This is a genomic window from Helicobacter sp. 13S00401-1, assembly GCF_002272925.1.
Lineage (GTDB): Bacteria > Campylobacterota > Campylobacteria > Campylobacterales > Helicobacteraceae > Helicobacter_I.
In genome coordinates this window covers 117,517-134,863 of record NZ_MLAR01000004.1, presented here as the reverse complement: position 1 = coordinate 134,863, position 17,347 = coordinate 117,517, and the positions used below count along the sequence as shown (strand labels likewise).

General features: G+C 35.5%; 12 protein-coding genes. 1 reads left to right on the top strand and 11 read right to left on the bottom strand.

Going from position 1 to position 17,347, the window contains the following annotated elements:
* The first annotated feature begins 51 nt into the window (after window positions 1-51).
* The gene (putP, locus tag BKH43_RS03730; RefSeq protein ID WP_095228706.1) at window positions 52-1,554 is read left to right on the top strand and encodes a sodium/proline symporter PutP; all 1,503 of its coding nucleotides are present in this window, start codon (window positions 52-54) and stop codon (window positions 1,552-1,554) included.
* Between the two features lie 497 nt (window positions 1,555-2,051).
* On the opposite strand, the gene pdxA is transcribed toward putP, so the two are convergent.
* The 11 genes from pdxA to BKH43_RS03675 are packed head-to-tail and all read right to left on the bottom strand — an operon-like array spanning window position 2,052 to window position 17,347.
* The gene (gene pdxA, locus BKH43_RS03725) at window positions 2,052-2,963 is read right to left on the bottom strand and encodes a 4-hydroxythreonine-4-phosphate dehydrogenase (RefSeq protein ID WP_095228704.1); all 912 of its coding nucleotides are present in this window, start codon (window positions 2,961-2,963) and stop codon (window positions 2,052-2,054) included.
* Between the two features lie 18 nt (window positions 2,964-2,981).
* The gene (gene nuoN / locus BKH43_RS03720; RefSeq protein WP_095228702.1) at window positions 2,982-4,478 is read right to left on the bottom strand and encodes an NADH-quinone oxidoreductase subunit NuoN; all 1,497 of its coding nucleotides are present in this window, start codon (window positions 4,476-4,478) and stop codon (window positions 2,982-2,984) included.
* A complete protein-coding gene (locus BKH43_RS03715; protein ID WP_095228700.1) occupies window positions 4,471-6,081 on the bottom strand; it encodes an NADH-quinone oxidoreductase subunit M in 1,611 nt (536 codons plus the stop codon). The genes nuoN and BKH43_RS03715 overlap by 8 nt, the downstream gene beginning before the upstream one ends.
* Before the next feature lie 12 nt (window positions 6,082-6,093).
* On the bottom strand, window positions 6,094-7,983 hold the full coding sequence (nuoL, locus tag BKH43_RS03710) for an NADH-quinone oxidoreductase subunit L (RefSeq protein WP_095228752.1): 1,890 nt from the start codon (window positions 7,981-7,983) through the stop codon (window positions 6,094-6,096).
* Between the two features lie 9 nt (window positions 7,984-7,992).
* Window positions 7,993-8,295: an NADH-quinone oxidoreductase subunit NuoK gene (gene nuoK, locus BKH43_RS03705; RefSeq protein WP_095228698.1), complete on the bottom strand. Its 303-nt coding sequence runs from the start codon at window positions 8,293-8,295 to the stop codon at window positions 7,993-7,995.
* Entirely contained in the window at window positions 8,292-8,846 is a 555-nt protein-coding gene (locus BKH43_RS03700; RefSeq protein ID WP_095228696.1) for an NADH-quinone oxidoreductase subunit J, read from the bottom strand. The genes nuoK and BKH43_RS03700 overlap by 4 nt, the downstream gene beginning before the upstream one ends.
* 15 nt (window positions 8,847-8,861) lie before the next feature.
* Window positions 8,862-9,458 (bottom strand): NADH-quinone oxidoreductase subunit NuoI, encoded by a 597-nt coding sequence (nuoI, locus tag BKH43_RS03695; RefSeq protein ID WP_095228694.1) that lies wholly within the window; start codon window positions 9,456-9,458, stop codon window positions 8,862-8,864.
* A 12-nt stretch (window positions 9,459-9,470) separates the two neighbouring features.
* Entirely contained in the window at window positions 9,471-10,457 is a 987-nt protein-coding gene (gene nuoH / locus BKH43_RS03690; RefSeq protein WP_095228692.1) for an NADH-quinone oxidoreductase subunit NuoH, read from the bottom strand.
* Window positions 10,454-12,808, bottom strand: coding sequence for a 2Fe-2S iron-sulfur cluster-binding protein (locus BKH43_RS03685; RefSeq protein WP_095228690.1), 2,355 nt, complete (start codon window positions 12,806-12,808; stop codon window positions 10,454-10,456). The genes nuoH and BKH43_RS03685 overlap by 4 nt, the downstream gene beginning before the upstream one ends.
* Window positions 12,805-15,156, bottom strand: coding sequence for a 2Fe-2S iron-sulfur cluster-binding protein (locus BKH43_RS03680; protein WP_172402300.1), 2,352 nt, complete (start codon window positions 15,154-15,156; stop codon window positions 12,805-12,807). The genes BKH43_RS03685 and BKH43_RS03680 overlap by 4 nt, the downstream gene beginning before the upstream one ends.
* A 16-nt stretch (window positions 15,157-15,172) precedes the next feature.
* Complete coding sequence (locus BKH43_RS03675; RefSeq protein WP_095228686.1) at window positions 15,173-17,347, bottom strand: FAD-dependent oxidoreductase; 2,175 nt, start codon at window positions 17,345-17,347, stop codon at window positions 15,173-15,175.

Here is a 17,347-nt window from a genome sequence, read left to right as displayed (position 1 = left end):
CGTAGATTTTTTTTGCTACTTGCATTAGCCCAATATCTCAAGGATTACTTCATGGAAACTGTTCGTATAAGCTTTGCTATTTTTGCTACATTTGGAATATATATATTAGTCATGTTAGCAATTGGATTTTACTTTTGGAGAAAGACTACTAACTCTTCTCAATTTTTCTTAGGTGGAAGAGATATGGGGCCAGCTGTAAGTGCACTTTCAGCTGGTGCTTCTGATATGAGTAGCTGGCTACTTATGGGTCTTCCAGGGGCACTTTATGCAACTGGAGTTGTTGATGCTTGGATAGCCATAGGACTTAGTATTGGTGCATTTTTAAACTGGAGTTTTGTGGCTAAAAGACTTAGGATTTTTACTGGTGTTGTTTCAGATTCTTTAACTGTTCCTGATTATTTTGCTAGTAGATTTAATGATAAAAGTCACGCGCTAAGGATAATCTCAGCCATAGTTATCTTAGTATTTTTTACTATTTATATATCAAGTGGGCTTATAGGTGGGGCTAAACTTTTTGAAGGAACTTTTCATCTAAACTATAGCTATGCTCTTGTTATTGGCGCTTTAGTTATAGTGCTTTATACATTTTTTGGTGGCTATATGGCTGTGTGTTGGACAGACTTGGTGCAAGGCCTACTTATGATGTTAGCTTTAATCGTGCTTCCTATAGTTTTAATCTACCATCTAGGTGGGATAAAAGAAGCTTTTGATATCATAGTAAACTACGATACTAAGCACTCAGTTAACCACCTCTCCTTTGCCCATGGTGCCACAGTCATTGGGATTATCTCTTCTCTAGCCTGGGGGTTAGGATACTTTGGGCAACCTCACATCATAGTTAGATTTATGTCTTTAAGGCGCGTTAAAGATGTTCCAGCAGCTACTGCTATAGGTATAAGCTGGATGGTTATAAGTCTTATTGGAGCTTGTTTAGTTGGACTTTTAGGCTTTGCTTATGTTTTAAAATTCAACCTTAGTCTAGATGACCCAGAAAAAGTTTTCATAGCTATGTCTCAGCTTTTATTTAACCCATGGATTACTGGAATCTTACTTTCAGCCCTACTAGCTGCTATCATGAGTACTGCTAGTAGCCAGCTTTTAGTTAGCTCTTCTAGCATAGCTGAAGACTTTTATAAAAAGATTCTTAAAAAAGATGCAAGCCCAAGAAGCATGATGATAATAAGCCGTATAGCAGTTTTAGTAGTTGCGATAGTTGCTTTTTTCTTATCAGTTGATAAAAATTCTAGCATACTTTCAGTTGTGGCTTATGCTTGGGCTGGTTTTGGTGCAAGCTTTGGAAGCGTAGTTTTCTTTTCACTATTTTGGAGAAGGATGACAGTAGGTGGCGCCATAGCTGGTATGATAGTTGGAGCTGTTGTGGTTGTTATACATAAAAACTTTACTTATCAGTACTTTCATATCTATGAGATAGTCCCAGGCTTTATACTAGCAGCTATAGCCATAATCGTAGTTAGCCTTTTACAAAAACCTGATCCACAAGTTTTAGAAGGCTATGATGAGATGATCGCAGAAACTAAGATTTATAGAGTTTGAAGTCTAGGTAAAGTATCTAGAGCTGTGATTTATAGATCGTATTTAATGGGCAGTTATTTTGCGTTGGATGCGTGATTTTTCGAGAAAGCTTACATTTTCAAGGAAGCTTCGTTTTGCTAGAATCTGCTAAAAACGGATATATGCTAAGACCCTTCCCTTGGCTCACACTAAAAAAAGGTTCTCCAAAAAAAAGAAAGAAAAAAAGAAAGCCCTAGTTGCTTATAACAACTAGTACTAGTTTCAAGGAAGCTTGTACTTTCAAGAAAGCGCACACTTTTGCAGGTTTTACGCGGGAGTTAAGGAGGGGATAAACCCCTTTTTATTAAAAAACATACACAAACAACAAGCAATATGAAAAAGAAACTGTTGGAATAAAGATTTAGTTAATAGTGTAAAGAGATTGAAACTGCTTATATAAAACGATGTTTTTACATACAAAAAAGTTGACTTTTACTAGCTAGCAAAAGTGGCTAGTGTAAGATTATAAGTGCTTAAAACTACTCTACTAGAAATTTAGCTGCGTTAATATAACTTTTAGTACTTAAGTTATTATTAGGTTTATAGGCTATATCAAAAGCTACTCCATGATCAACACTTGCCCTTTTTATAGGAAGTCCTAAAGTCACATTAATGCTTTCATCAAAATAAAGTGCTTTAAGAGGTATAAGTCCTGCATCATGATACATGCTTATAAAGTGAGAAAACCTAGCCCTGTTATTAGGTATAAAAGCAGCATCTGGTGGATAGGGACCTACAAACTGCTTTCTTCCTAACGTTTCATTCATAAAAGTTATGGCATCTTTTATAGCAAAGTCTTCATTTCCCAAAACACCATCATCACCAGCGTGAGGATTAAAGCCTAAAACACAAACTTCTTTTATATCGCGCCCTTCTAAGTAGTCTTTGTAGAATCTTAATAAAAAGTCTTTAAGACCTTCTAAGGTGATAAGTGAAGATACTTCTTTTAAAGGAATATGATCGCTAAAAAGAGCTACAAACATCTCTTTACAACCTAGCATCATGATGCCATCCCCAAAAACTTCACGTAAATACTCAGTATGCCCTGCGTAAGGAACTCTTGCTAACTGCCAAGCTTTTTTATGTATAGGCAAGGTTAATATCTTATCTCCTAGCTCTAAGGCTTTTTTAAAAGAGGTAAAGCTATAAGCACCACTTAAAGAATCTATAGTACCTGGAGTTATATTAAAAGGCATATTTAAAGAAAGACAGTGACTTTTTAAGATAGGATTTTTTAAGCCTAAAAGTCTACTTGCTTCTTCTAAAAGTGCATGATCACAGACATAAAAAGGAGAGCAAATCTCTGAAAGCTTGGGGTGAGATTCTAAGGCGATTTGTGGGCCTACTCCATTTATATCGCCTATTGAAACTACAACCTTTTGCTTTTGCATGTGTAAAACTTTATCAAACTAGATTAAGTGGGCAAACACTGGAACATAGTTTGAGAAAAAAGCAACCACAAAGATAGAAAACACACAAAGAAGTGCAGTTATACCTATAACTATCTCTATAGCTAGATTTTGATTTTCTAGATAGACACTACCATCTGTGACTATAGGCTTTTTAAAGAACATATAAACTATCAATCTTAAGTAGTAATAAACTGCAACAGCACTATTTAACATCATGATAATTGAAAGCCAAACATGACCTTCAGCTAAGGCAGTCATCACAACTAGGATTTTCCCCCAAAATACTGCAAATGGCGGAACACCTGCTAAAGATAACATGAAGATAGCAAAAAGCATGGCCATGATAGGATGGAATCTTACTAAACCTTGAAACTTTTCATAAGGATGATCATATCTTTCATTCCAAAAATGCTTTTTGTTTTTGCAAACCCAAAGTAAGGAAAAAGCACCCACATTAGTTATCAAAAATAGTATCCAATACATAAAAAGTGGTGCAAAAGCATTTAAATAAACACAAGCTAGCGCGTAGCCTGAATGGCTTATAGAACTAAAAGCTAGCATCCTTTTTACATCCTTTTGTAAAAGGGCTAGTAAGTTTGGAACTGACATAGTAAAGACTATAAGCACATAGAAAAGTATGTTCATAATATTAGTATTAGTCACATAGTCTATATAAGAGCTTAGTGGAACTAAGATTCTAAAAGCTAGCATAAAACCTGCAATCTTAGGCACTATAGATATAAAACCTGCTATGACTGGGTTAGAACCTTCATAAACATCAGGCATCCACGAATGCCATGGAACTAAAGATATCTTAAACCCTATAGCACCTATCATAAATATAACACCAAGTATAGGCAAGGCTATAAGAGAAGCATCAACTGGTCTTCCTATTAGCATTAAATGGTGGAAGACTGTTTGCATATTAAGCGAGCCAGTAAACATGTAAATAAACATAGCACCTAGTATATAAAACACTGTTGCATAAGCACCCATTATAAAGTACTTTATACCGCCTTCTAGCCCATATCTTTCTTTATTTAGCGCGATGATACTTGCTAGTGGAAGGCTTGCTATCTCTAACCCTATAAATATAACTATTAGATTAGATGAAGTAACCATGATCTCAAAGCCTGCAACCATTATTAGATAAAGGGTGTAAAACTCTGGAGTTTGAAACTCTGCATACCTCTTTTTAGAGATGATTAAAAGCAAGAAGACTATTGAAGCAGCGAGTATTATCCCTTGAGAAGTTATGGTTAAAACATCAATTTTTCCCATATACCCAGCACTTAGTGTAAAGGCTAAGTTTATGATAAGAAATAGCATGCCAAGTGCTACATTTAGGCTACGAGAGAAATTTTTAGTAAAAGCATTAGCAATAAGTATCACTATACCACCTAAAACTGCTATTAGAGAAGGTATGAAAGTAATTGAGCTACTTATTATCTGACTAATTTGCACATGCAGTAAATATAATTCATGCTCATTCATTACTTGCTCCTATATTATTTTTTGCAATGCTTTTGTTATCCACTGCATTTGCTACTTCCTTATTGTTAGCACTAGGTTTTAAGTTAAAAGTCTCTAGGCTAACTTTATCTATATGCATCCTTGTAGATTCTAGAACTGATCTTTCTTTCATAAGAGTTATTAAAGAGTGAGTTGAAGTCTCTATGGGTTTTAAAATAGCATTTGGATAAACACCTAGAAAGATTACTAACACAGCTATAGGAACTAAAACCCAATACTCTCTAGCATTTAAGTCTTTTAAAGCAGCACAAGCGCCATCTTTTAGCTTCCCATAAAACACACTCTTATAAAGATAAAGCATATAAATTGCAGAGATGATTAAAGTAGTGCCAGCTATGGCAGTTATAACAGGGCTAGTTTTGAAATAACCTAGTAAGCTTAAAAACTCTCCAACAAAGCCAACGGTTAGAGGAAGCCCAACATTAGCTAGCATGATAAGCGCAAAGAAACTTGAAAAATGCGGCATAACAGATGCTATACCACTATACTCATCAACCATCCTTGTATGTCTCCTATGCCATAGCATACCTACTAAGAAAAATAGCGCACCACTTACTATCCCGTGTGCAACCATTAAAAATATAGACCCACCTATACCCTCTACGTTAAAAGCAAAGATTCCAAGTATGACTATACCCATGTGGGATATAGAGCTATAAGCTATAGTCATCTTCATATCTTTTTGCCTAAAGGCTATAAAGCCTCCATAAACTATCATGATTAGCGCTAAGATCGCAATCGGAAATGAGAAATAATAACTTGCATCTGGGAAAAATGGCAAAGAGAATCTAACCAGTGCGTAAGTTCCCATTTTCAAAAGCGTAGCTGAAAGGATAACACTTCCTAAAGTCGGCGCATCCGTATATATATAAGGTAACCACGTATGGAAAGGTATGATAGGAATCTTTACAGCTATAGATATGAAAAAGGCCAAGAAAAGCCAGATTTGAACACTGAAAGGAAGACTTAAGTGATACCAATCTATGACATTAAAACTCCATACACCAAACTGAAGTTTGTACAAGTAGGCTGTGTAAAGTATGGCCACTAGCATGATTAAAGAGGCTGCAAAAGTATATAAGAAAAACTTTAGTGCAGCATAGATTCTATCACCTGTGCCCCATACACCTACTATGTAAAGTATAGGTAGTAAAGATAGCTCCCAAAACGCATAGAATAAAAGCATATTTAAAGAGCTAAAAAGACCCATAAGTATAGATTCTAGCCAAAGCAGAGCTACTATATAGTGGTTTTTCTCATGAGGCTGGTTTAGATAAAACGTAGCTAAAAGTATGATGACTGCGTTTAGTGCTATTAAGAAAAGCGAGATTCCATCAACTCCTATAGAGTAGTTAATACCAAGGTGCGTGATTATGTGCACGTTTTGTACAAACTGGAATCCTGGATTACTACCATCAAATAGTGTCCATAAAAGCGCAACTAGACATAGCTCTATAAGGGCTATTATTATCCCAAAAGGCTTAGCTACATTATTGCCCATCATAAAAATAAAAATGCTAGCAATAGCCGGAAAAAGTACTATTACGGTTAATAAATATTCCATTACTTCCCCTCCCTACAGTGAGCTAAACATTAGCAATACAAAGATGATACAAAGCACGATACCAAAAGTCATAAGCCTTAAAGATGTACTGATATTTCCATTTTGTATAGGCTGTAATATATGACTTAAGAAGAGTAAGAATTTACCCACGAAGTTTACTATCTTATCTATTATTAAGCGGTCTATTATGTTCCAGAAAAACCATGATAGGCCAGTGTAAGTCTTAACAAAAACTAGGTTGTAAAACTGAGGTATATAGTACTCTTTGGTCAAAATGACATGGATAAAGTTGTATTTTTGTTTAAATCTATAGCCATCTTTATAATAAAGTATAGAAATGATGCTTATAACTATGACAAAAATCATAGTAGCAGCTATTAGTATCCACTCAGTTGTTGGCACTAGGTGCATGGCGTGTCTAAGTGGTGTCTCAGAAGTTACAAAAGGACTAAACCAAGCACTTACAAAACCAGCTATAACACTTAAAATAGCTAGAGGAGTCATAGCATAAAGCATAACTTTTGAGCCTTCATGAGGATGTTCTTCATCATGATTTTTTGGTGCAAAGAAAACTAAGACTAAAAGTCTAAAGCTATAAAATGCAGTTAAACCAGCACCTATAAACAAAGCTGCCCATATATAGTAGTTACCGCCACTAAAAGCAGCTTCTAGAATCTTATCTTTTGAAAAATATCCAGCAAAAGGATAAATACCACAAAGAGCTATAGTTCCTAGTGTCATAAACACTGCAGTAACTTTCATATATTTCCAAAGACCACCCATCTTTCTAATATCAAGCTTATCTTTCATAGCGTGCATTACATTACCTGCACACAAGAAAAGAAGTGACTTAAAGAAAGCATGAGTAAATAGGTGAAATAAAGCTATCCAGTAAGCTCCAAGTCCAGCTGCAACAAACATATAGCCTAACTGAGAAAGAGTTGAGTAAGCTATAACTCTTTTTAAGTCCTTATTAACCACAGCCATAAGTGCTGCAAAAACTGCCACAAAAGCACCTAATATGGCTATAAAGTAGCTAACTCCTGGCACTAGGTCATAAAGTGGGGCTGCTCTTATAACTAAATAAACACCTGCAGTAACCATAGTCGCTGCGTGTATCAAGGCTGAAACTGGGGTAGGACCTTCCATCGCATCTGCTAGCCATGTATGAAGTGGAAACTGAGCTGACTTGCCCATAGCACCGATAAAAAGTAAGATACCTATCCAGTTTAAGATAACATGGGATGTAGTACTTGCATGACTCATGGCTTCAAAAACTTCTGTGTATTTCAAAGTTCCAAACTGAACAAATATAAGCAAGATTCCAAGTAGCATCCCAAGGTCAGCTATACGGTTTATGACAAAAGATTCAATAGATGCAAAGTTTGCTCTAGGTCTTTCATACCAAAAACCTATAAGCAAGTAAGAACAAAGCCCTACACCTTCCCATCCTACAAAAAGTACCAAGAAGTTATCACTTCCAACTAATAAGAGCATGGAAAAAACAAAGCCGCCAAGGTAAGCAAAAAAGCGATTAAAACTCTTATCATCTTTCATATAACCTATGGAGTAAAAATGTACCATAGATGACACAAAAAGCACTACTAACATCATGATGATACTTATCTTATCTATAGAAAAAGAAAAGTCCACCCAAAACGTACCTATATTTAAAAAGTTCCAAAGCGTAAAGTTTAAGGCCACATCTGGATATCTTAAGATGACAACTAAAAAATATAACGCTATCAAAAAGCTTATGCTTAAAAGGATAGAGTTTAAGTAACCTATAAGCTTAATGGGTTTTGAAGTAGCCCATAAACCACCTATTACTGCTGCAACAAGTGGCAAGAATAATAAGAGGGCAAAAAGCCTATCGTATATATATTGTGGTTGATAGAACATATCCATTTCTTAACCTTTCATCTTGGTTAAAACATCAATGTCTAAAGTCTTATGACGCTTATACCACATGATAACTAGTCCTAGGCCTACTGCTGCTTCTGCAGCTGCTACTGCTATGACAAAAAGAGCAAAAATCTGCCCTTGAACATCAAACATATAATGTCCTATAGCCACAAAAGCTAGGTTTAGTGCGTTAAGCATAATCTCTGTGGAAAACAAAAGCATTAACACATTTTTACGTCTTAAAACACCATAAATCCCAATGCCAAGCATTAAAGCACTTACTATTAAATAGTGATTTAAACCTATCATTTGTCATCTCCTTTGTGCTCTGTTTTAGAATCTTTTTTATCTTCTTTAAACATGTAAACCTTTTGTAAGCCTGTAGCAACGCCTGCTATCATGGCCATTAAAAGCATGATAGCTGCTGCTTCAAAGGCTACTATGTAGTCTCTAAATAAGGCATGTGCAAGCTGCTTAGTATCTGGTACTACAGAACTGCTAGCAAGACTTCCTACAAAAACTGGTATTTGTTGATTACCTAAAGTGACTACTAAGACTATGACTACAACTATGCATAAAAACCAAAGTATGGCCTTATGCTGATAGCGCTCAATAACATCTTTTTGCATATCAAAAAACATCATACCAAAGGCATAAAGCACAACTATAGCCCCGGTATAAACCATTATTTGCACAACACCTAAAAACTCAGCATCTAGTAAAAAGAAAAAGCCAGAGATTAATATCATCCCTAAGGCTAAGGCTCCAAGGGCGTACAAAATATTATTAGTTCTAACAACTACCCAAAATGAAACTAGCGTTAAAACAGAAAATACATAAAACGCAATACTTTCAAACATATCTTTGCCTTTAACTTAATATTCAAGTGGTGTTTTTTTAATAAGCTTATCAGCATTAGGACTTATAGAACCAAAACCTGCAAACTCACTTTGCCTATGAAACTTAGCATCTTCTATATCTTTTAAGAAATCTTGCTTTAGCCCAAAATGTGCTCTTTGCTCACTTACGTTTTCAAACCTAGTTCCCATAACTATGGCTAACTCTGGGCACACTTCAGCACAAAGCCCACAGTAAATACAGCGCCCTAGATTAATAGTGTAGTCATCTATCTTTTTTCTATCATCTTGTCCAACACTAGTTGTTATCCTTATGCAGTTTGATGTGCATATCTTTTCACAAAGACCACAACCTATGCAGCGTTCACTTCCAGATTCAAGCATGCGCTGGAGATTGTGCACTGCTCTATATCTAGGACTTAAAGGCTGAAACTCTAAAGGGTAGTTAACCGTAACTGGTTTGGAAAAAAACTCCTTTAAAGTTAACCAAAGACCTACAAACATATCCATGCCTATAGCTCTTCTTATACTTCGTGAAAAAATCTCTGCGTTATTTTGGGGTGTAGATGTAGCTTCTACAAATCTATATACTTTTTCTTTTTTATCATTTTGCATTATCTTTTATCCTTATAATAAAACTAAACCAGTAATTACTATGCTTATAAGCATTAAAGGCATTAAAAACTTCCAACACATAGACATCATCTGATCAGGCCTTACGTGAGGGTAAGTTGCCCTAACCCACATAAAGAAGAATATAAATACTATGACCTTAATGATGATGGCTAACCAACCTGGAATGAAATAAAAATCATTAAATCCACCTAAGAAAAGTAGGCTTATAACAAAGGCAAAAGCAAACATATGAGCATACTCTCCTATAAAGAAAAGTCCCCATTTAAGGCCACTATACTCAGTACAAAAACCAGCTACCATCTCACCTTCTGCTTCTAGTAAGTCAAAAGGAGTTCTATTAAGCTCAGCATAACTAGCTATCATAAAAACTATAAAAGCAACTGGCTGCTTCCAAACTAGCCAGTGTGATATACCACCTGCTTGATAAGCATTCATATCAACTAGTGACAAAGACCCAACTATCATAATAGGGCCTAAGATTGATAAAGCTCCAACTACTTCAAAGCTAATAATCTGCATACAAGCCCTAGCTCCCCCTAATAAAGACCACTTAGACCCACTACCAAGACCAGCTAGTATAGGCGCATAGATTCCAACTGCACCAACTGCTATAAAATATAAAAGCCCTACGTTTATATCTGAGATGATAGGCTTTATCTCATATCCAAAAAGATGAAAGTCTGGAAAGAAAGGGATAGCTGCCATAGAAGTAAGTGCAGTTACTATGGCTACAACTGGGGCTATGGAAAAGATTATCTTATTAGCCCCTTTAGGCATAACATCTTCTTTAGAAAAAAGCTTTATAGCATCAGCCACAAGCTGTAATAGCCCATAAGGTCCTACAAAACTAGGGCCTATCCTTCGTTGAAAGATCCCTAAAACCTTTCTTTCAAGATACGTAGCAAAGGCTCCTAAGGCTGCAAATACTATAACTACAATTAATACTTTTATGATAGTTTCTATTATAAATGCACTCATGCTTGTACCTCTTCTAATTTTTGTTCTTTAATGCTCATATCTTGTTCTAAAGCTAGGGTTGCTAATAGGCTAGGTTTAAAAATAGATTCTATACCATCTATTAGCGGTGATACTAAAAATATCTCACCTTCTAAGTCATAATCTATATAAACCTTAGTTTTAAAAGATAGTTTTTGAGTATCAACTTGCATGTTAAATACCACTTCTTTACCTTCTTTTAACTCTAACTTAGCTGCAAACTCAGGGCTTATGTAAACTCCTGCCTTAGTTTGTAGGATGGCGCTATATTTAGTTTGTATATTAAACTGCTCTTTTGGATTTAATAAAAGGGCGTTAAATGCTTTTTTTTCTGGAAGGGTTATATCTACTTCTAAATTTATAGAATCTACAGATTTATGATCTAAGAAGTAGCCTCTAACATCTTCCCCGCTCTTTGTTATCTCTAGCTTAAAGTCTTTGTAATCTAAGTCTTTATAAGCCTTATTTAAAGTGTGAAGCTTACTAGTTAGATCACTTAAACTATCACACTTAATATCAAAGGCATTAGCTATAGTATCAAGATAGATGCCTTCTTTAAGAGTGCTATCTTCATAGTAGCTTCCTGGATTTAGCCTTAAAACTCTATGTTCTACGTTAGTAAAGCTTCCATCAACTTGAGTGCTAAAAGGCAGTGGGAAAATAGCTTCTAAGTTAGGCTCTTTATCTAGGCTTCTTAAAGCTAAAGACTTAAACTCATAATCCCCGCTAGCCCTAAGCCCTACTACATAGTCTTTTTTGACTTCAGATTCTTTAGTAAGATCACAAAGATTTGCAACTCCTAAAGTGTTACTTCCTAGTGTTGAAATCATAACTTTTAAATCCAACTTAGCACATAAAAGATTTAAAAGGTAGCCCATAAAACTTAGGGCTTTATCATCCAAACTAGCTAGGCTATGATCTCCTAAAAGTAAGATTCCTTTAGGCTCTAACTTTAGCTCTTCTAAAGGAAGCTCTCCAAAGCCTTCAAAACTAAGTGTTTGCAAAGCTTCTTTATTAGCATATTGAAGTCCATTTTCATTACAAAGTGCAAGCAAGATAGATAGAGTATCTTCTAAGTTACTTACAACTTGTTTTACACCCTTTCCAAGGGTGGCTAGGTGCTTATCTATAAAAGGTGCAAAGCTTAAAAGTTTAGTAGTCTTTTTTAGTTTTAAGTTGTTGTTAATCCTAAATTTTATACTTGGGTTAACATACTTAAAAAGTGAGTTTATACTTATAAATGAAGTAGCAGTTTTAAAGTCAGCAAAGCTTGCAAAGTGACTAGATTCTATAGAATCTAAAACTTTTTTAAGCCTAAAAGCTTCAGTATTAAATAAAGGCACATTCAACCTAGTAGCGATCTTGCTAAAAAGATAGGCTTCTTCATTAGTAACATCACTTCCTATATGCAAACTAGTGGCCTTTTGTAAGCGCTCTAGTGCTATATCTATAACTTCTGGCATAGCAGTAGCATAAAAACTAGTGTCATAACTAAAGCGCCCTGCCCCGCAGATTGGATTATAATGATAGTCATTTTGCACTCTATAGATTAGATGACGCTCAGCGTTATTAATCTTCATGTTATAGCTTATAAAGCAGCCACTTGGGCAATGGGTACAAGCTGAAGGTATCTTTTCTAACTCCCAGGCATTACTAGTATAAGTAAAGCCAGTATAAGTCATAGCACCAACTGGACAAGCACTTATGCACTCCCCACAGTCCTTGCACTCACTTGTCCCCACAAACTCTATTAAGCCCTTTTGTCTCTTAGACCAAACACTATAAGGATCTTTAGGCATGCTTTCTTTGTAGTCCTCAGGTGTAAAAAGCTTAGCCTTGCCTGCTTTTAGGTTGCTATAACCTATATTATCCTTACAAGTAGTAGCACATCTTTCACACATTATGCAAAGATTAGGATCATAAGTGCTTTGAGCAAAACGATAGCCTCTTTTATCGCTTTCTTTTAAGCCATACTCCTGGGTAGGTACTTTAGTATAAAGTGTAAAGTCTTGAAGCTCACACTCTCCACTTTTATCACATACTCCACATTCAAGTGGGTGGTTAACGCAGTAAGTTTGCATGATGGCAGTTCTATCTTTTATTATCTCTTCTGTATTGCTTAGTATATTCATACCATCTTTTGCTTTTGCATTACAGCTATAAGTTCTTTTACCATCAATTTCTACCATACACATCTTACAAGCTAAAGTTGGCGAACACTCAGATAAGTAACATATACTTGGAATCTGTATATTGTTCTTTCTTGCGATCTCTAATACTGTCTCGCCCTCTTCACACTCTAACTCTATGGAATCTATAGTTATCTTTATCATTTATCACTCATCCTAACAAAGTCAAAATATTTTTTTGATGAAGCTAAAGGAGCTTTTAGTACTGCTACCATACCTGTTAGATAGCCTTCAACTTGTACTTTTACACAAACTCCGCTTTTTGGTAAAGGCTTTTTCCCCAAATCCTCCATAGACTCCTCTTTGTTAGAAACTTGACTGGCATCTTTGTTAATTTCTTGTTGGTCATCTTCAAAGCAGCCACATTCTTCATCTCTAGTCTTACTAAAAGGTCTTTGTAGTTTTAGCTCTATCTCATCTTTATCTTTTAAGCCATGGGCTATACAAAACTGTTTAGATACCAGTAAGGTAAAAGGCGCAAAAGTGTTAATATTACCACTTTGGCCTGCATGGTAGATATAACTGCCACTGCCTTCACTAGCTTCTAACTCTAAAGGAAGTAAGTCTTTAGTCAAATCACTTGCATTACTTAGACTAGGTTTTAGGCTTAGTGCTATCTTAGTTCTCCTAGCTAGGGCATCATAAGAAGTTTTATTAAAACTTAAAAGTTTAGTGTACTCAACTAGATAATCTTTGTCATTATCTAAAAGCTCTCTTGCTATATCTGCTAAGTCTAATAAGTCTTCACCCTCACTATCTACATACTCAAGTGCTGGGCTTGCTTTAACTAGCTCTAGATTTAAGTTTATAAAAGTAGATTCTATATGATTAAAACTAGGAAGTAAAAAGTCATGTCTTAAAACACTCATAACATCATCTAAAATAAAACTTCCTTCACTCCTATAACCTATAATACAATCTTGCAAAAACTCATCTTTTTCTAACTTGCAACTTCCTAATATACCTAGTGTATTGTTATAAGGAAGAGGTATCACGGTAATATCAAGCATCTCTTTTAAAAGCTTGAAGATATAAGCTAAAGTACTTGCATCTTTGTGAGTATAGATATCAGGTCCTACCAGTATAACTATAGAATCTTTACTAGATTCTTCTTTGTGCTCTTTATGTGCACTACTAAAAAGGGCTTTAAAACATATACGCTTTAGGCTTTCTAACTCATGATCGCTAATGTTGCTTTCAGCTATAACTTCTCCCATATCTAAGTTAGCAAAGTACTCTTCATGGATATGTTTAAAATCAAGTGCTTGAAGCAGCAAAAGTGCGACTGAAAGCTCATGATCTACTTCATACTTAAGCTCTAAAACACTTTGGAATCTTTTTTCAGAGATAGGGTTTATAAATATAGTTTTTAGATCATTTTTAATGACATGTTTAGCTAGATTAGATCTTACATTAGGAAACTCATCATATATATAAGATCCAAAGACTATAGCTACTTTTGCATTTTTTAAGCTCTCATCAACGCTTACTAAAGTAGAGTTTGTGGAATCTAAAAATCTTTTATAGTAGTAAGCTTCATCGCAATGTAGCTTAAAGCCAAACTTCTCACTTAAAAGACTTAAAATTAGTGCTTCTTCATTACTAGACTTAGTAGAAAGCCTTAAGGCTTTTGCATTTTTAAAAGCACTAAGGGCCTTATTTAAATAAGAGGCGTTAGTTTTTAAAGAGATATTATTATCATAGTAGCGATGTCGTCCAGCATGGCAAAGTTGGGAGGTATGAAAGTTAGTATTAGCCCTGTAAATCTTTTTTATACCATCTTTGTTAGTCTTAACTTCATAGTTTATATCACAGTTACTAGAACACTGAGTGCAAACTGAGGGCTTTTTAGCTAACTCCCAAGCATTAGTAGTATAAAGGAATCTAGTAGATATCATAGCGCCTGTTGGACACACACTCACACACTCATCACAGTCTTCACAGTAGGCACTAAAGTCTACTCCTATCTTAGAGCCAAAACCCCCACTTAAGACGCTTAAGACGCTATTACCCACGTATTCATTACAAGTTCTAGCGCACCTTTCACAAACTATACAAAGACTTTCATCATAGATCTTATTAGTAAAGTGCACAAAGTCAGTTTCTTTTTGATGAGAAAAGTAAGGCTGTAAGTCTACTTTCATCTCAAAGACTTTATCTTGAAGCTCACACTCTCCACTTTTATCACAAACCCCACATTCTAATGGATGGTTAATGCATAAAAAGCGCATGATATCAGTTCTATAGTCTTGAAGTTTTTTAGTATTAGTTTGAACTACTGTATCTTTGTGTGCTAGGCTTTTACAGCTTGCTATAACGTTACCATCACTTTCTTCTACTACACACATCCTACAAGCTCCAACTGGATCAAGCTTAGGAAGATCGCAAAGTGTGGGTATATAGATATGATTTCTTCTTGCTACGCTTAGTATGCTTTCACCTTCAAAAGCTAGGCAGGTTTTACCATCTATCTTAATGTTAAAAGATTCCATAACTCTACCTCCCATACTACACAACACACATGCTAATATAATAGCATCTCATGCATCTTTGGGCTTCTTTTATAGCATCTTTCCTATCTAATCCAAAGTTTACTTCTTCAAAGTTTTTAGCCCTAAAACTAGGCTCTAGCTTGTCACTATGGGCTCTCTTATCACCCTTCATCCAACCTATAACCTCTCTACTGCTATCATAAACTCCAACATCTTTTAGTAAATCTTCCATTTTCTCATCATCACTTAAGCTTATCTGTCCATCTAGTAGATATCTTTTTACTACGTTTGCAACCCTGCGGCCTTGCCCTACTGCATTAACTATAGTTAGAGGACCACTTACACAATCCCCACAAGCAAAAACTCCCTTTCTTGGAGTAGAAAAACTATGAGGATCAGCATCTATAGTATGACGCTTAGTTAGCCCTATACCAAAGCTTTCATCTAAAAAGCTAGCATCTAACTCTTGACTAACAGCAGGTATAACTATGTCACACTCTAAGGTATAACCACCACCTTCAAGTGGCACTAACTCGCCTTTTGGTGAGCCTTCAACTTTTTTAAGCTCAAACTTATCTACTTTTAAAGACCTTACTTTTCCATTTTCTGAGACTATCTCATGGACAGCACTTAAAAAATCAAACTTTACGCCTTCTTCTACTGCTTCATGATACTCTTCACTACTAGTGTTTTTTATAATAGTTGCTTCATCTCTTCTATAAAGCATGATGACAGATTTGGCATTTAATCTTATACAACACCTCACTACATCCATACTAGTAAAGCCTCCGCCTATGCAGACTACATTTTTCCCAGTTAAATCAGGAATACTTTCTAAGCCAAACTTTTCAGCTAGGTTTACATGATCCATAAACTTTATAGCAGGAAGATAGCCTTCTAAGCTAAAGTCTTCATTAATGCAGCCTAGTTTTTTAGAAAGTCTAGTGCCAACTGCAAGCACTGTTGCATCATATTTAGATTCTATATCTAAGAAGTTTTCTTTGGTTATAGGATAGTTAGTATGAAAAGTAACACCTAAAGTTTTTAGCATATCTATATCATGGTTATAAGCAACTATAGGCATACGGTAGTTAGGAACGCCAGTAGCTACAGCCCCACCAAGCACAGGCAAGGCTTCATAAACATCTACTTTTATACCTTGTAATGCCATGTAATAAGACGCACTTAAACCTCCAGGTCCCGCACCAACTACGCAAACTTTCTTATTCTTCAAGTCTTCTTGTGCTTCTATAAAATTTGGGTGCATATAAGGAGTGTTGTACTCCATCTCATAGCTTGCCCCAACTCTTTTTAACTCCATAATACTTATAGGCTCATCAAGTATAGCCCTTCTACAAGCGTGCTCACAAGGGTGAGGGCACACGCGACCACAAACTTGTGCTAGAGGCATGGACCCTCTTGTAGCACTTAAAGAATCTAAAAAGCGCTTATCCCTAACACCTTCTATATATCCGGGTATATCTACATGGCTTGGACACATATCAGTGCAAGGTGCAGTTATTTTAGATATATAAGTTTGATTATGAGAGTGAGAGTGTACTGCTAGCTTAAAACGTTCTAAAACATTAAAAGCATCATGCATGTCTGGGTTAATATTATGAGATTGTATCTCTTTAGCAAAAGTATTAGCCTTGTAGTAGACTTGGCTTCCATCTGAAGCCTCACCTTCTAGCTTAAAGTCCTCTTCTTCTTTTGGAGTTTTATACTTTATGATATTAGACTTATTAAGCTTTTGCTTATTTTTACTTATATTTCTAGTAAATACATCTATATGAGTATCTAGTGCTTGAAGTATAGGCTTAGGTGTAGTTTTGCCTATCTCACACTTTGCAGTCTTATGCATAAGATTACATATCTCTTTTAGCTTGGCTAAGTCATCTACACTTGCTTCAGGGCTGTTTTGTATCTTATTAAGCATCTCATATAAAACACGACCGCCATACTTTCCAGGAGTACATCTTCCACAGCTTTGTGCATAAAGTTGATACTGCTTAGCATACATCTTTAAAGCATCTAACAAGTCTATGCTTTCATCTAATACAACTAGCCCATCCCATCCTATAAAAGCTTTAATATTTTTAGGTTCTTGTGTATTAAAGTACTTTAGTGTAGGAAGGGTTTTTGGGAAGTCCTTTACACTATAAGGTAGTTTTGGGTTATCTTTCATCAT

Excerpts from the sequence above, each read along its gene's own strand:
- putP (WP_095228706.1), top strand. The coding sequence starts at position 52 with ATGGAAACTGTTCGTATAAGCTTTGCTATTTTTGCTACATTTGGAATA.
- pdxA (WP_095228704.1), bottom strand. The coding sequence starts at position 2,963 with ATGCAAAAGCAAAAGGTTGTAGTTTCAATAGGCGATATAAATGGAGTA.
- nuoN (WP_095228702.1), bottom strand. The coding sequence starts at position 4,478 with ATGAATGAGCATGAATTATATTTACTGCATGTGCAAATTAGTCAGATA.
- BKH43_RS03715 (WP_095228700.1), bottom strand. The coding sequence starts at position 6,081 with ATGGAATATTTATTAACCGTAATAGTACTTTTTCCGGCTATTGCTAGC.
- nuoL (WP_095228752.1), bottom strand. The coding sequence starts at position 7,983 with ATGTTCTATCAACCACAATATATATACGATAGGCTTTTTGCCCTCTTA.
- nuoK (WP_095228698.1), bottom strand. The coding sequence starts at position 8,295 with ATGATAGGTTTAAATCACTATTTAATAGTAAGTGCTTTAATGCTTGGC.
- BKH43_RS03700 (WP_095228696.1), bottom strand. The coding sequence starts at position 8,846 with ATGTTTGAAAGTATTGCGTTTTATGTATTTTCTGTTTTAACGCTAGTT.
- nuoI (WP_095228694.1), bottom strand. The coding sequence starts at position 9,458 with ATGCAAAATGATAAAAAAGAAAAAGTATATAGATTTGTAGAAGCTACA.
- nuoH (WP_095228692.1), bottom strand. The coding sequence starts at position 10,457 with ATGAGTGCATTTATAATAGAAACTATCATAAAAGTATTAATTGTAGTT.
- BKH43_RS03685 (WP_095228690.1), bottom strand. The coding sequence starts at position 12,808 with ATGATAAAGATAACTATAGATTCCATAGAGTTAGAGTGTGAAGAGGGC.
- BKH43_RS03680 (WP_172402300.1), bottom strand. The coding sequence starts at position 15,156 with ATGGAATCTTTTAACATTAAGATAGATGGTAAAACCTGCCTAGCTTTT.
- BKH43_RS03675 (WP_095228686.1), bottom strand. The coding sequence starts at position 17,347 with ATGATGAAAGATAACCCAAAACTACCTTATAGTGTAAAGGACTTCCCA.